The 14,567-nt window shown below is 71.5% G+C and carries 14 protein-coding genes; 6 read left to right on the top strand and 8 right to left on the bottom strand.

Annotated elements, in window-relative coordinates:
• Positions 1-10: 10 nt before the first annotated feature.
• The 4 genes from OG352_RS00255 to OG352_RS00240 are packed head-to-tail and all read right to left on the bottom strand — an operon-like array spanning position 11 to position 4,947.
• Positions 11-1,054: an NAD(P)-dependent alcohol dehydrogenase gene (locus OG352_RS00255; protein WP_329223638.1), complete on the bottom strand. Its 1,044-nt coding sequence runs from the start codon at positions 1,052-1,054 to the stop codon at positions 11-13.
• An 8-nt stretch (positions 1,055-1,062) separates the two neighbouring features.
• Positions 1,063-2,184: an ABC transporter permease gene (locus OG352_RS00250; RefSeq protein WP_329213019.1), complete on the bottom strand. Its 1,122-nt coding sequence runs from the start codon at positions 2,182-2,184 to the stop codon at positions 1,063-1,065.
• Between the two features lies 1 nt (position 2,185).
• Positions 2,186-3,766 (bottom strand): sugar ABC transporter ATP-binding protein, encoded by a 1,581-nt coding sequence (locus tag OG352_RS00245; protein WP_329213017.1) that lies wholly within the window; start codon positions 3,764-3,766, stop codon positions 2,186-2,188.
• Positions 3,767-3,804: 38 nt separating this feature from the next.
• Complete coding sequence (locus OG352_RS00240; protein ID WP_329213015.1) at positions 3,805-4,947, bottom strand: substrate-binding domain-containing protein; 1,143 nt, start codon at positions 4,945-4,947, stop codon at positions 3,805-3,807.
• A 439-nt stretch (positions 4,948-5,386) separates the two neighbouring features.
• Between OG352_RS00240 and OG352_RS00235 the strand changes: the two genes are divergently transcribed.
• Genes OG352_RS00235 through OG352_RS00220 form a run of 4 tightly spaced genes read left to right on the top strand, consistent with a single transcriptional unit; the run spans position 5,387 to position 8,373 of the window.
• A complete protein-coding gene (locus OG352_RS00235) occupies positions 5,387-6,793 on the top strand; it encodes an aromatic ring-hydroxylating oxygenase subunit alpha (RefSeq protein ID WP_329213013.1) in 1,407 nt (468 codons plus the stop codon).
• Positions 6,778-7,104 (top strand): 2Fe-2S iron-sulfur cluster binding domain-containing protein, encoded by a 327-nt coding sequence (locus OG352_RS00230; RefSeq protein ID WP_329213011.1) that lies wholly within the window; start codon positions 6,778-6,780, stop codon positions 7,102-7,104. Before OG352_RS00235 ends, OG352_RS00230 begins: the two co-directional genes overlap by 16 nt.
• 5 nt (positions 7,105-7,109) lie before the next feature.
• Complete coding sequence (locus OG352_RS00225) at positions 7,110-7,325, top strand: transposase (RefSeq protein ID WP_329213010.1); 216 nt, start codon at positions 7,110-7,112, stop codon at positions 7,323-7,325.
• A 4-nt stretch (positions 7,326-7,329) separates the two neighbouring features.
• Complete coding sequence (locus OG352_RS00220; RefSeq protein ID WP_329213008.1) at positions 7,330-8,373, top strand: NADP-dependent oxidoreductase; 1,044 nt, start codon at positions 7,330-7,332, stop codon at positions 8,371-8,373.
• A gap of 83 nt (positions 8,374-8,456) precedes the next feature.
• Here the strand turns inward: OG352_RS00220 and OG352_RS00215 are convergent, their stop codons facing one another.
• The 4 genes from OG352_RS00215 to OG352_RS00200 all read right to left on the bottom strand — a co-directional run bounded on the left by OG352_RS00215 (position 8,457) and on the right by OG352_RS00200 (position 12,719).
• Complete coding sequence (locus tag OG352_RS00215) at positions 8,457-8,771, bottom strand: putative quinol monooxygenase (RefSeq protein WP_329213006.1); 315 nt, start codon at positions 8,769-8,771, stop codon at positions 8,457-8,459.
• A gap of 84 nt (positions 8,772-8,855) precedes the next feature.
• The gene (locus OG352_RS00210; RefSeq protein ID WP_329213004.1) at positions 8,856-10,592 is read right to left on the bottom strand and encodes a PEP-utilizing enzyme; all 1,737 of its coding nucleotides are present in this window, start codon (positions 10,590-10,592) and stop codon (positions 8,856-8,858) included.
• A gap of 31 nt (positions 10,593-10,623) precedes the next feature.
• Positions 10,624-11,448, bottom strand: a complete 825-nt coding sequence (locus OG352_RS00205) for an SDR family NAD(P)-dependent oxidoreductase (RefSeq protein ID WP_329213002.1) — start codon at positions 11,446-11,448, stop codon at positions 10,624-10,626.
• Entirely contained in the window at positions 11,445-12,719 is a 1,275-nt protein-coding gene (locus tag OG352_RS00200; protein ID WP_329213000.1) for an aromatic ring-hydroxylating oxygenase subunit alpha, read from the bottom strand. Before OG352_RS00200 ends, OG352_RS00205 begins: the two co-directional genes overlap by 4 nt.
• A 247-nt stretch (positions 12,720-12,966) precedes the next feature.
• Between OG352_RS00200 and OG352_RS00195 the strand changes: the two genes are divergently transcribed.
• Both OG352_RS00195 and OG352_RS00190 read left to right on the top strand, forming a co-directional pair.
• On the top strand, positions 12,967-13,449 hold the full coding sequence (locus OG352_RS00195) for a VOC family protein (protein WP_329212998.1): 483 nt from the start codon (positions 12,967-12,969) through the stop codon (positions 13,447-13,449).
• Between the two features lie 105 nt (positions 13,450-13,554).
• Positions 13,555-14,565 carry a thiamine pyrophosphate-dependent dehydrogenase E1 component subunit alpha gene (locus OG352_RS00190; protein ID WP_329212996.1) on the top strand — a complete coding sequence of 337 codons (1,011 nt, stop codon included), beginning with the start codon at positions 13,555-13,557 and terminating at the stop codon, positions 14,563-14,565.
• Positions 14,566-14,567: the final 2 nt, after the last annotated feature.

Below are 14,567 nucleotides of genomic sequence, written 5' to 3'. Positions count from 1 at the left end.
CGTGCGCGGCTCAGGCGTGCGGCAGCACCACCGCCCGCCCGTCGACCTCACCGGCGTGCAGACGCTCGTACGCCGTCGGGGCGTCCTCGATCGAGAAGGTCTCGACGCGGGAGCGGACCAGCCCCTGCCGCGCCAGTTCGAGGACTTCGACGAGTTCCCGGCGGCTGCCCCAGTAGGGGGCCGAGGCGGACACCTCGAACGGCAGACCGCCGCCGAAGCCGACCGCGAGGGTGCCTCCGCCGATGCCGACGACGGTGACATCGCCCGCCACCGCCACCGACGCGGCGGCCACCGCAAGGGTCGGCTCGCTCCCCACGAAGTCCAGCACCACCTCGGCCCCGATGCCGTCGGTCAGCTCCCGCACCCGGGTCGCCGCCTCGCCGTCGGAGAACAGCGCCTCGTGTGCGCCGACGGCGCGGGCCAGTTCCAGCTTCTCCTCGCCGACGTCGAGGGCGACCACCCGGGCAGGGGTCAACGCCCGCAGCAGTTGTACGGCGAGATGGCCCAGGCCGCCGACTCCGACCACCACCGCCGTACTGCCGGGCACGAGTTTCGGCAGGGACGTCCGGATCGCGTGATACGGCGTCAGACCGGCGTCCGTCAGCGGTGCGGCCTGCACCGGGTCGAGCCCGTTCAGCGGCACCAGGTGGCGCGGCGAGTCCACCACCAGGTACTCCGCGAGCGCGCCGGGGGAGCCGAGCCCGGGCGGCGTGATGCCGAGCCCGGCGGCGTGGGGGCAGCAGTTCTCCCTGCCCTCCGCGCACATGCGGCAGCGGCCACAGCCCCACGGGCCGTACACGGCCACCTCGTCGCCCTCGGCCACGCCGGTGGCTCCGCGGCCCAGGGCCGCGACCGTGCCGACGCCCTCGTGGCCGAGCGTCATCGGCAGGGGATAGGGGAACTGCTCCTTCGGCCAGCTCATGACCGCGAGGTCGGAGTGGCACAGTCCCGCGGCCGTCACCTTGAGCAGCACCTGGCCCGGTCCCGGCTCGGGCACGGGAACCTCCACGACCTCGGGCGCGCTTCCCACCGTCCGGTACTGAACGGCCTTCATCACCTTCGTCATCGGACCTCCTTGTCCGGGTCGGGTACGTCATCGGCCTCGGCGGCCGTGGGTGGCCTCCGTCGGCGAAGGACAGGCGGCAGGGCGATCCGTCCGCCCGTGAGGACGAGCGCGACGATGAGCACCGAGCCGGTGAACAGGCTCGCGGCCCACTGCGCGCTGGTGGCGAGCCCGAGCCCGGTGATGCCGGTGCCGAGCAGCAGCACCGCGATCACCGTGCCCCAGGCGTTGAAGCGGCCCGCGCGCAGCTGGGTCGCCCCGACGAACGCCGCCGCGTAGGCCGAGAGCAGATACGGAGTGCCCGCGGTCGGCGAACCGGACCCCACGGAGGACGCGAAGACGACTCCGGCGAAACCCGAGAGCAGCGCGGACGTCACCAGGGTCAGAAAGCGCAACCGGTCGGTGCGCACCCCTTGCAGGCGGGCCGCGTCGGCGTTGAAGCCCGTCGCGTACAACCGCCGCCCCGTCGCGGTGTGTTCGAGCAGGAACCAGATGGCCAGCGCGGCGAGGAACAGATACAGCACCGGCAGCGTGATGCCGCCCGCATCCAGTTGGGCGATGCTCGAGAACGGTTTCGCCAGGAGCCGCAGGCCGGTGACGGAACTGTCGCCGGTGACCATGGTGATCAGGGACTGGACCAGCGCGCCGGTGGCCAGCGTGGCGATGAACGAGTCGACCCGCAGCATCACCACCACGACGCCGTTGACCACCCCGACCAGCAGGGCGGCGGCCATCGCCAGGGCGATCGCGGTGGCGGGGCCGAGGCCCGTGGAGACCAGGAAGTGGGCGGTCAGCACACTGGTGAGGGACATGGTGTAGGCGACCGACAGGTCGAAGACGCGCGCGGCCAGCGGAAGGACGACACTGAGCGCCACCAGCCCGGCCACGGCGTTGCCGTTCAGGACCTGTTTGACCGTGATGACGGTCGGGAACGTGTCCGGCGCCCACACGGAGAAGAGCGCGACGATCAGCAGCCAGACGTGGACGGCGCCGATGTTGCGGAACGACAGCGCGGCCACCGCCCGCCGGCCGAGCACGCCCGGTGCCTTCGCGGCGCGGACCGCGGGTTCGTCCGGTCCGGTCGGCCGGAGCTCCGCGGCCCGGGTCGGGGTGGATGTCATGTCAGTCGGTCCCTTCCATGGCGTGGACCAGCGCGGGCTCGGTGATGTCCCGGCCGCTGATCTCCCGTACGATCCGGCCGTCCCGTACCACCAGGACGCGGGTGCACAGCGCGAGCAGGTCCTCGGTGTCGGACGAGGACACGATCACGCCCATGCCGTCCTCGGCCTGACGCTCGATCAGGTCGTAGAGCTGGAGACGGGTCGCGATGTCGACGCCGGCCGTGGGCTCGCACAGCACCAGTACCGGCGGCCGCTGGGCCAGGCAGCGGGCCATGACGACCTTCTGCTGGTTGCCGCCGCTCAGCGTGGTGATCCGGGCGCCGGCCGGCCGGCGCCCGGCCGTGCGCACGCCCACCTGCCGGATCCAGTCCTCGGCGAGTGCGGTGTCGCGGCGCCGGAGCAGCCGTCCGGTCCGGGCGCGGAGCCGGTCGAGCAGGGGGAGGGTGAGGTTCTCGGCGACCGAGAAGTCACCGATCACGCCCTCGCCCGCCCGGTCCGCGGGGACCAGCGGGATGCCGTGCCGACCCGCGTCCTTGGCGTCGATCCAGCGCGCGGACCGCGCTGGCACCCGCACCTGACCGCGCACGGAACCCCCGTACGCGCCGCACACCGCGTACGGCACCACCTCGTGGCCGGAGCCGACCAGGCCGGTGATGCCCAGCCGTTCGCCCCGGGCAAGGGTGAAGCCGACGCCGCGCACGGGGCCGGCCGACAGACCGCGGACCTCCAGCGCCGCCTCGCCGGAGTCGGATCGGGAGTCGGATCCGGTGGCCGACCGGGGTCGGTGTTCGGTCTTCGTCTTCTCGCCCGCCATGAGTTCCGCCAGCGACCGGGGGGTGAGCTCGGCGACCCGGCGGGTGGCGATCCGGCGTCCGCCGCGGATCACGGTGACCCGGTCGGCCAGCGCGAAGATCTCGTCCATCCGGTGCGATACGTACAGGACGCTCGCCCCGGCGTCCCGGACCTCCCGCACGATGTCGAAGAGCCGGGCCACCTCACCGGGCGGCAGTACGGCGGTCGGCTCGTCGAGCACCAGGACGCCGCGGCGGCCCTCCCAGCCCTGCAGGGCGGCGGCGATGGCCACCACCGCGCGCTGGACGGGGGTGGCCGCCGACAGGGGACGGCGTACGTCGATGCCGAGGCCGAACCGTTCGACCAGTGCGGTCGTCCGGCGTTCCATCTCCGGCCAGCGGATGTTGCCGAAGGCCGTACGGGCGAAGCCGCGGCTGAGCGCGAGGTTGTCCGTGGCGCTCAGTTCGCCCACCAGCCCGAGCTCCTGGTGGACGAAGCGGAGCCGGTCGTGCCGTGAGGCGGTGACCTGGCCCAGGTCGAACGGCTCACCGTCGAGTTCGGCGACCGCCCCCGGGGCCGCGTGGTGATATCCGGCGAGGATCTTGATGAGGGTGGACTTGCCGGAGCCGTTGGGCCCGATCAGCGCGTGGATCTCGCCGTGGGCGAGGTCGAGGTCGACGTCGTCGAGAGCCTGGGTGCCGCCGAATCGCTTCGACAGCCCGGACACCCGCAGCACGGGCCGGTCGGTTCCGTCCGATCCCGCCGACCGGACCGGCGTTTCAGCGTGCACCGCTCCTCCTCCTCCTCCTCCTTCTCCTCCTCCGCCGCTCAGCTCAGGCCCCAGAGCGCCTCGAACTGCGCCTGGTAGTCCTTGACGAGCGGAAAGTCACCGCTGGCGGACGGGACGTTGTCGCCGGTGATGAGCATGTTGGGCAGCACCGCCCGCTGGTCCACGGCCATGGACTGGCCGGTGAAGTGGCGGGCCAGCGCGTCGACCTGGACCCAGGCGGCCTCGTGCGAGTTCAGCGCCATCGCGGCGTCGCTGAGACCGCTCTGGATGTACTGGTAGTTCTGCGCGTCACCGACGTTGACGGCGATGTGCTTGCCAGTGATGCCGGCGGTCTTCAGCGCGGTCGGCACACCCACGTTGAGCAGGCCCAGCGAGAAGACGATGTGGGTCACCTTCGGGTGGGAGCGGACGTACGACACCACCCGGTCCGGCATGTCCTTGCCGATCGCGGTGATCGGCACCTCGACGGTGTCCAGCGCGCAGCCCTCGCACCACTCCTTGTACGTGGCCGCGAACGTGTCCGCGACCGGCTTCAGGATGGTGTAGGCGGGCAGGTCGAAGTAGACGGTGTCGGCCTTGGCGCCGCTGTTCGACACCACCCACGAGGCGAGCATCTCGCCCTGGACGGCGACGTCCTTGGGCCCGTTCTTCAGCAGGGAGACGCCGTCGCCCGGCACGTCGTCGGCGTTCGACTGGACGACCGGGATGCCGGCCGCCTTCAGCCGGGCCAACTGCTTGGCGTAGACCGCGCGCGGGAATCCGGAGGCGACGACGGCGTCCGGCTTGTCGCGCAGCGCCTGTTCGTAGGCGGCCTGGACGGACTCCGGCGTGCCCTGGGTGGCGATCTGATCGACCTGCCAGCCGAGCTGGTCGGCCCCGGCGGTGAAGAAGTCGGCCAGGTCCTTGCAGGACTGCACACCGCACAGGATGAAGTCGATCTTCTTGCCCGTGGGGATCTTCTTGCCCACCGGCTGGGTGACGGGGATCTTGTCCGGGCGCTCGGAGTACTTCTCCAGGGCCTTCGTGGCCGCGGCCAGGCCTGGGGAGTCCGACGCCGCGGCCCTGGCCGAATCGGCGGCCGGAGCCGTGTCGGTGCCGCATGCCGCCAGGGCGAGCAGCGCGGTGACGGGGACGATCGCGGTGAGCGCGCGACGGAGCGCGCGGCCGGGTCTGGGACTCATCGTTGAGTACTCCCGTGAAGTGGGCCTGAGGTGCCGTGGCCCGCGTCGCTCCCGCGTCCGCGGCGGCCGGCTCCGTACAGGCGGGATCCGTTGCCGCCCGGGCCGGGGCGGCACGCATGGGGGATCGAGAGGGCTGCGTGGATCGCCGGCGTGGGGTACGGCGCGGGCCGCCGGGAGGACCGGGCGGCGCTGGAGCCGAGCCGGGAGGGGAACACCGCCCGGCCGCATAGAAACTTTTGAGGCACTACAGCCTCGGGTGCGACGGAGTGTGGCACGCCCCGACCGGCTTGGGGAGGGGGCGGTCGTAACGAATTCAAGGTGGGAAGTGTCCAGTCCCGGAACATCGGGCGTCATGGCACCAGCGGTGACGTCGTGACTGTTGCTCCCGGCCGCGACTGCTAACTACACTCACTCTAAAGTTTCTGCTGGAGGAGTGAAGATGGACGGAACGTCGGAGGCGGGCACGGCACGGTGCCCCGGACCCAGCGTCCAGGACTACCTCGACCGGGACAGCCGGCCGGTTCCGGACGCGCTGAGGCTCGACCGCAACGACCACATCGGCAGCGAGGACATCGATGCCGACCGCTTCACCTCCCGCGCCTGGGCCGAACGCGAGATGGAACAGGTCTGGCGGCGCGTCTGGCAGTTCGCCTGCCTGGAGAGCGAGATCCCCGAGGTCGGCGACCACGAGATCTACGAGATCGGCGACGACTCGCTGATCGTGGTGCGCACGGCCCCGGGCGAGATCCGCGCGTACGTCAACGCCTGCCTGCACCGCGGCCGCAAGCTGCGTACCAGCGGCGGCAACGCCGGCGAGTTCCGCTGCCCGTTCCACGGCTTCGCCTGGAACCTCGACGGAACCATGCAGAGCCCGCCCTGCGCCTGGGACTTCCCGCACGTCACCCCGGAGAAGTTCGCACTGCCCGAGGCCCAGGTGGCCACCTGGCGCGGCTTCGTCTTCATCACCATGGACCCCTGCGCGGAGTCGTTCGAGAGCTACCGCGGAACCTTCGACGACTACTACATCTGGCCGCTGGAGAACCGCTACAAGTCGCTGCACATCGCCAAGGTGCTGCCCTGCAACTGGAAGGTCGCCCAGGACGCGTTCATCGAGTCCTTCCACGTGATCGCCACGCACCCGCAGATGCTGCCGTGGCTGGCCGACGCCAACTCCCAGTACGACGTGATGGCGGACCAGCCCCACTGGAACCGGATGATCAACATCCAGGGCGCCCCCAGCCCGCACGTGGCCGACTCCGTTACCGAGGAGGACGTACTGGAGACGTTCTACGACTCCCGCGCGTTCTACGCGGCGGCCCAGGGCCGGGACCTGGTGATGCGGGAAGGGGACGAACTCCCCCCGATCCCGTCCGGCGGCACCGCCCGCCAGGTCCTCGCCCAGCGGATGCGCGACCAGTTGGCGGCCACCTCGCAGCAGGACTTCTCCCACACCGCCGACACCGAACTGCTGGACGCCATCAACTACCTGCTGTTCCCCAACTTCAACCCCTGGGGCGGCGCCAAGTCCAACATCATCTACCGGTTCCGGCCGCACGGCCTGGACCCCGACTCCTGCACCGCGGAGATCATCTTCATGTCGGCCCCGAAGAACCCCGACGAGATGCCGCCTCCGGTCAAGATCCGCTGGGTGCCGGACGACATGCTCTTCGCCGACATTCCCGAACTCGGCGTGCTCGGGCCGGTCTTCGACCAGGACTGCGAGAACCTGCCCTATGTCCAGCAGGGCCTGAAGGCGATGCGCAAGCCGGGCATCACCCTGTCCAACTACCAGGAGAGCCGCATCCGCCACTTCAACCAGACGCTCGACCGGTGGATGAACAAGTGACCCACCGGGTGGCGGTCCGGCCCTCCGGCGTCGAGCTCGAAATCCTCGACGGCGAGGACCTGTTCAGCGCCGCCCGGCGGCTCGGCTACCGCTGGCCCACCGTCTGCGGAGGCAAAGGCACCTGCCGCACCTGCTTCGTGGAGGTCGAGGAGGGCGCCGAGAACTGTTCCCCCGTGGGACCGCTGGAGCGCGAGGGCATCGAGGCCCTGCGCAGGCCGGTGGACGGCCTGACCCGGCTCGCCTGCCGGCTCCGGGTCGAGGGCCCGGTGACCGTGACCAAACGCGGCGTACGCCGCCGACCGCAGGAGTGAGCCCCATGCCCAAGCAAGTGACCCATCCGCTGACCGGGCACGTGTACCGGCTCACCGAGGACGGACTGGTCGAGGTGACCGACCCCAGGACCGGCGCCCGGGGCGTCTTCGACTTCCAGGCCCGCTGGCAGTCGGGCGAACTGCGCCACGCGGACCTCCAGATGGCCGGCTGGGTGGGCCGCCTCGCCCGACGGCGCGCTGTGCACGAGCCCGAGGAGTGAGCCGGTGCGACCCAGCACCACCCGGGTGGTCTGCCTGGTGCGTCGGCCCGAGGGGGAACCGGCCCCCGGCGACTTCGCCGTCGAGGAGCGCCCGCTCCCGCCGCTCCACGAGGGGCAACTGCTCGTCCGCAACCTCTACATGAGTGTCGACCCGTCGATGCGCGGACGGCTGGAGCGCACCGAGAAGCACTACACGCACAACTTCACCCCCGGCTCTCCGCTGGACGGCCGGGCCCTCGGCGTCGTGGAGGAGAGCCGCTGCCCCTCCATACCGCCGGGCACGTTCCTGCGCCACCAGCTCGGCTGGCGGGAGTGGGCCGTACTCGACCCGGCGGACACCGACGCGGCCGGGCGCATCGACCCCCGGCTCGCGCCCCTGCCCACCTGGTTGGGGCTGCTCGGGCAGACCGGCTTCACCGCCTACGTCGGACTGGCCCGCATCGCCGAGGTGCGCCCCGGCGACACCGTCTTCGTGTCGGCGGCGGCCGGGGCCGTCGGCAGCGCCGCCGGCCAGTTCGCCCGGCTGCTGGGCGCCGAACGCGTCATCGGCACGGCCGGCGGGCCCGGCAAGTGCGCCCTGCTGGTCGAGGAGTTCGGCTACGACGCAGCCGCCGACTACCGCGCCGAGCCCGTCCGTGACGCGCTCGCCCGGCTGGCGCCCGACGGCATCGACGTGTACTTCGACAACGTCGGCGGCGAGCAGCTCGCCGCCGCCCTGCACGCGCTGCGTACGGGGGGCCGGGTCGCCCTGTGCGGCATGATGTCGCAGTTCGGCGGCGACCGGCGGTCCGCCGACATCAACCAGCTGATCCAGGCGGTCCTCAAACGCCTGACCCTGCGCGGCTTCATCGTCCGCGACCACGACGACCTGCGCCCGGAGTTCGAGACCCGCGTCGCCGACTGGCTGCGGTCGGGCCGGATCACCGCCCGCGAAACGGTGGTGGACGGACTGGACCACGCGGCGCGGGCGCTGCTGTCCCTGCTGGCCGGCGGCAACGTCGGCAAGATGCTCGTACGGCTGGCCGACGATCCGTACAGCCGCGTGTAGAGGACCCGATACGGGCGAGGGGGCGCCGGCCGCGACATCCGCGGCCGGCGCCCCCTCCCCCTTTCCCTTGCACCCGCCCGCACCTACCGCATCGAGCGGGACCCGGAGACGCTGAACGTGTCCAGGCTGACGCCCACCCGGTTCAACCCGGCCGAGGCCGCGCGGAAGTCCTTGATGTGCGCCGTGGTGAAGTGCGCGTCGAGGGCCCGCTGGGACACCCAGCGCTCGTACACCCGGATCCGGCGCTCGTCGGCGGGATCCGCGGTCATGGCGTAGTCCAGGCAGCCGGGCTCGTCCTCGCGGGTGCGCTTCCCGAGCTCGACGAGCCGCTTCAGCATCGTGTCGCGGTCCGCGGGCTCGTAGTCCATCCAGCCGGCGACGATGATCTCCTCTGACACGGTGGTCCTTTCCCTTCCCCTGCCACGGTCGTGATCGTGGGCCCGCCGCCCCCGTCGTGCCAGGGGTGACGGGCCCACGGCCGGTCAGATGCCGGGTGCCGCCGGGACGGCGTCCACGGTGACCGTGCCCTTGGTGCCGTCGACGGTGATCACCATGCCGTCCCGCAGCCGCCGCGTACCGGCCTCCACTGAGATGACGGCCGGGATGCCCAGCTCCCGGCAGACCACGACGGCGTGGCTGTTGAGCGCGCCCACGTCCACCACGGCCGCCCCGGCGACCAGGAACAGCGGGGTCCAGGCCGCGTCCGTGATCGGCGCCACCAGCACCTCACCCGGCTCCAGCGCCTCGCACGAGGCCGGGTCGGTGACCACCCGCACCCGGCCGGTGTACGTGCCCTGGCTGCCGCCGACGCCCGACAGCAGATCGCCTTCCTCGGCGGTCGCGACCGCGTCCTCGCTGCGCCGCGGCCAGGTGTCGATCTCTGTCTGGGCGTCCTGGGCGACGAAGAACGGCGGCTCCAGCTCCCGCAGGCCGGCGTACTCCTGGAGCCGCCGTGCGATGACGGGGCCGAAGCGGTCCGGGTCGGCGACGTAGCCGTCGAGCTCGGACTCCAGCAGCATCATCACGTCCTCGGGCTCGGCGAGGAGCCCCGCCTGCACCCCGCGGCGGCCCAGCTCACGCACGGCCATCCGGATCTCGTTGATGACGGTCACGCAGTTCGCCTTGGTCCGCTCGCGGGCCGGGATCCACACCTGGGAGGCGTGCATTCCGGCGTCGAACACCGGCCGCGTGTCCTCGGGGAGCGCGGCCCGGATCTCCGCCGCGAGTCGCTCGCGCCGCTCCGTCAGCCGGCGGTGGCGGTCGGCGGGGGAGTCCTCGTCGGAGCTGTGCCGGATCCGGTCGACCAGGGCCAGCGCCTGGACCGGCGCGGCCTCCCAGGACAGCGCGTGGATGTCCCACTCGTTCGGGCCGCGGTCACCGGACTCCGCCAGGAACTCCTCGAAGGAGTCACGGAACGCTTTCACGTCCCCCCTCGCCCCGTCGAGCGCCCGCTCCACCGCCGCCGTACCCCGGTCGAACAGCGCGGTCAGCTCCGCCGACGCCACCACCTGGCGGGACAGCGCCCACAGCCCGGTCGAGGGCGAGGCGGAGTCGACGTCGCCGAGCCCGCCGATGAGGTCCAGCATGGCGCCGGGCCGGTCCAGGCCCGCGCACAGCGGGCCGAGGATGGTCGGTCCGACGGACGCCGGCAGCGACGACTCGACATGCCGCTGGAAGGTGATCTCCACGTCGTCGAGGAGTGAACGGGCGTGCGCCACCAGTTCCGCGGCGGACAACCGGGCCAGGTCGGGCCGCTCGCGCCGGACGCGGCGCAGCCGCTCCCGGTCGGCGTCGGCCTCGGGGAAGCCGGCTTGCCCCAGCATGCGCGCCACCGTCGCCCCGGCCTTGGCCGTCAGCTCCGCGTCCTCGTCCTCCGGGTGCGCCGCATAGACCGGGGTGTCGGAGCGCCGGCCGACGAACGCGGCGTCCATCTGGTCGGCCGTCTGCCCCATCCGGATGCCGAACAGCCGCATGTGCGACAGGTTGAGGTAGAAGTAGCCGCCGAACATTCCGGCGAACGGCGGCCAGGGGCCGGCCACTTCCTCCTCGCGGTAGATGCCGAAACCGACGAAGCCGTTGCGCCAGCCCCGCAGCCCGCGCTCCCACACCAGGGTCCAGCCCAGTGGGCTGGCCGGCTCCGGCAGGGTCTCGCCCGCGTTGGCGCGGGTGTAGTGCGGCAGCCGCTCACTGCGGTGCCCGTCCGTGATCCAGCTCTTCATGCCGAGGGTCTCCTGCTGTTCGTGCCGGTGTCTACCACTGCGCGGTTCCGCCGTCGACGCTGATCAGCGTGCCCGTGATGCCCGCACCGGCGTCGCTCGCGAGCAGGGAGGCGACCGCGGCGACCTGCTCCACGGTGGTGATCTGCTTGGTGGCGGCGTGCTCGGCGAAGCGGCCAAGCCACACCTCGTAACTGATTCCCTCGGCCTCGGCCGCGGCCGGACCCGCCGCCCGCATCAGGTCGGTGTCGACGGCGCCGGGGCAGATGGCGTTGCACGTGATGCCCTGGGTGCCGTACTCGAAGGCGGTCGCCTTCGTCAGGCCGTGAATGGCGTGCTTGTTGGTGATGTAGTGGCTGATCGCGGGCTTGTTGGCCTGCTTGCCCTCGACGGAGGAGATGTTGATGACGCGTCCCCAGCCGCCCGCGAGCATCTTCGGCAGCGCGCGGCGGGTGCCGTAGAAGTAGGCGCTGACGTTCAGGTTGAGAGCGTCGTGCCAGGCCTCGTCGCTGAGCTCGTGGACGGGGGCGAAGCCCGAGGTGCCGCCGACGTTGTTGACCCAGATGTCGAGCCGGCCGAAGCGCTCGGCGGCGAAGTCCGCGAGTGCCTCGATGTCCGCCTGGCTGCCGGCGTCGCAGGGGTGGAAGACCGCCCTGTCCCCGGCGCCCAGCTCCTCCAGGGCCTGCTTGCCCTTGACCTCGGAACGGCCGCTGAGGACGACCGTGGCGCCGTCGGCCAGAAAGGCCTCGGCGATGGCGCGGCCGATGCTGCGCGTGCTGCCCGTGATCACCGCGACGCGTCCGTCGAGGCTGCCCGTAGCCACCATGTTGTTCTCCTGCGAGTCTTGTCGGTTCGTCACCTGGCGGCTCTGTCTTTTCGGTCCAGGTGCTCGTGAACGGTGCGGTGGAAGTGCTGGAGTCCGGGCTCGTTGCGTCCGAAGACGAAGTCGGTCCCGTTCAGGGCCGCGAGCCCCTGCTGTACTCCGTAGGTGGTCGCGTAGTCCTCGTCGCGGACCACGTCGTGGAACCACTCGCCGAAGCGGTCGGCGGCCTCGCGCTCCTCGTCGGTCACCGCGGGGTCGCGCAGCAGGATGATCTGCTGGGTCACCGACTCGGTGGCCGTCCGGGGGAGCACCAGGGAGACGGCGATCTTGTGCCGCCAGCCGCCGGCGATCGCCAGACCGGGGTAGAGCCAGTAGATGGCTCCGACGCAGTCTCCCGGGTCGCGCTGGTCGGCAGGCAGCTCGGCCGCCTGTGCGATGGGGCGCAGGGCGGGCGCGATGCGCTGGTGAGGGCCCCAGGTGTCGTGCGCCATCATGTTGGAGAGGTTCGTCTCGAACACGGTCTTCGGGTGCAGCGAGGCGAAGTGGTACGTCTCCAGATACCCGTCGAGCGTGACCTTCCAGTTGGGGCTGGTCAGCTCCTTGGTCGAGTGGTGATGGCACTCCGCGAGACGCAGCCCCTCCAGGAGCGGCCGCAGATCGCCCAGCCAGGCGTCGAGGTCGGGCTCGGCCGCCGGGTCCAGCGAGACGAAGACGATCCCGGCCCGCTCCCCGGCCGGGAGGCGTACGAGACCGCGCCCCGCGCGGGATACCTCGCCGAAGGTCTTCTCGGCGTACACCCCCCGCAGCTCACCGGCCAGGTCGTACGACCAGGAGTGGTACGGGCAGGTGAGCCGCTTGGACACACCGCAGCCGGGCTCGATGATCCTGGCCCCGCGGTGTCGGCAGGCGTTGATCATCGCGTGTACGGCGCCCTGCCGGTCCCGGGTGATCAGCACCGGCACGCCGAGTACGTCGAGTGCCTTGTAGGTGTTCGGTCCGGGAAGCTCGGCCGACATGGCGAGCGGCAGCGGGACGGTCCGGTGCACGGCGTCCATCTCCCGCTGCCAGCGGCCGGCGTCGAGGTAGTGGGCGACGGGTTCCGTCCACTGGCCGTCGGCCTCGTGCGTGGTGTTGTCGCGGTAGTGCTCCAGCACGCGCTCGACGAGCTCGGCGGCCTCCCGCCGCATCGCCACGGAGGCCGCGTCGGTCGACCGGTCCTGGCTGATCCAAGAGGAGTACTCGGGGGCCGGGGGCGGCTGACGCTCGGCGCCTGCCTCCCGGATCTCCGGTGAACTGGTCTGGACCACGATGTCCTCACAATCCTCGCAGCCGCGAGCTGGAGAAGGTCTTCTGTTACGACCCCCGGGCTGTGACCGACACGACAACAGGGGTTAGTGTTGTCTGTCAATAGAAAGTACGTAAGTCGCCGCCCGGCCCCCCGCGGGTCGCGTCGCCTTGGTGTGGGGGAGAGGTCCGCGCGGGACCGGATCTTTCTATGGAGGGGCTCCAGTCGCCGCTGTCGGTCGTCGAACGCTCGACGGGGAGGTGGGTGCGATGGCCGACGGCATGGCCGAGGTGGTGCCCGAACTGTTCGAGGTGGGCGTCGTCGTGCGCGAACTGGAGCCGATGGCGCGCTTCTACGGCGATGTGCTCGGCTGCCGCGAGGTGCGCCGCTCGCGCATCCCGGCGTCGATCGGCGCACCGGCCGGACTGGGGGGTGAGCTGCTCGTCGTCTGGCTGCAGGTGCCCTCCGGCGGCCGCGTCAAGTTGATCCGCCCCCAACCGGCCCCGGCGCCCGCTGGGTTGGCCGTGCCGCTGACCGCGCGACAGGGGCTGGCGTACCTCACGTTCCATGTCGACGACATGGACCCGGTCGTTGCGGCTCTGGCGGCCGGTGGCGCCCGTCCGCTGTCGAATCCGGTCGTCGTCCGGGCGCACGGCCGCCGGATCAGCTTCTGGGCCGACCCGGAAGGCAATGCGCTCGAGCTGGTCGACGGGCGCGGAGGCGATGCGGAGCCGGGTCGGCCCGAGGCATAGTAATTAGAGAACCTCTTCAGTAAGGTGCCCGCTGCCGGTTACTGTAGACCGACACAACAAAGTCCGATTGCTGGGGACACCTCGCTCGGGGCGAAGGGGCGCGCGATGGCTCAAAGGGCATCGAAGAGGCCGGCCGGTCCGGCCGCGGATCAGGCATCCGCGCAGGTCGTCATGGATCTGCACGAGCGCATGGTGCGCATCCGGCTGTTCGAGACCGAGGCGGGAAGGCTCATGGAGGCCGGCAAACTGCCGGGCTTCCTCCACCTCTACGTCGGTCAGGAAGCCGTGGCCGCGGGAGTCATGGCGGCCCTCCGCGACGACGACCAGATCACCTCGACCCACCGCGGCCACGGGCACGCCGTGGCCAAGGGCGTCAGCTTCCGGCACATGTACGCCGAGCTGTACGGCCGGGTCACCGGCGCCTGCCTCGGCCGCGGCGGAAGCATGCACATCAACGACGTCTCCCTCGGCATGCTCGGCGCCAACGGCATCGTCGGCGCCGGCATCCCGATCGCCGTCGGCGCCGCCTTCGCCGCCCGGTACAAGGAGGAGGACAGCGTCGCCGTCAGCTTCTTCGGCGACGGCGCCACCAACATCGGCAGCTTCCACGAGGCCGCCAACATGGCCGCCGTCCTGCGGCTGCCGGTGCTGTTCGTCTGCGAGAACAACGGCTACGCCGAGTTCACCCCGCAGTCCAAGCACATGCTGCTCACCGACGTCGCCGACCGGGCCGCCGCCTACGGCATGCCCAGCGTGATCGTCGACGGCATGGACGCGGTCGCCGTGCACCGCGCCACGGTCGAGGCCGTCGCACGCGCCCGGGCCGGCGAGGGGCCCATGTTCATCGAGGCCAAGACCTACCGCTACTACGACCACCAGGGCGTCAAGGGCCTGCGCCACCCCTACCGCTCGCAGCGGGAGGTCGACGAGTGGAAGGCCCGTGACGCGATCGACCTGCTGGAGGCCCGTGCCCTCGCCGACGGCACCGCCACCCGCGCCGAACTGGACGACACCTGGCAGCGCACCCGCGACGCGATCGCCGACGCCATCGCGTACGCCGAGGCCAGCCCGCTGCCGGACACCGCCGACCTGCTGCTCAACGTCTACTCGGGATGACC

Origin of the sequence: Streptomyces sp. NBC_01485 (assembly GCF_036227125.1) — a bacterium.
Classification (GTDB): domain Bacteria; phylum Actinomycetota; class Actinomycetes; order Streptomycetales; family Streptomycetaceae; genus Streptomyces.
The sequence above is the reverse complement of the archived record's forward strand: the minus strand, read 5'-3'. Positions and strand labels throughout refer to the sequence as shown.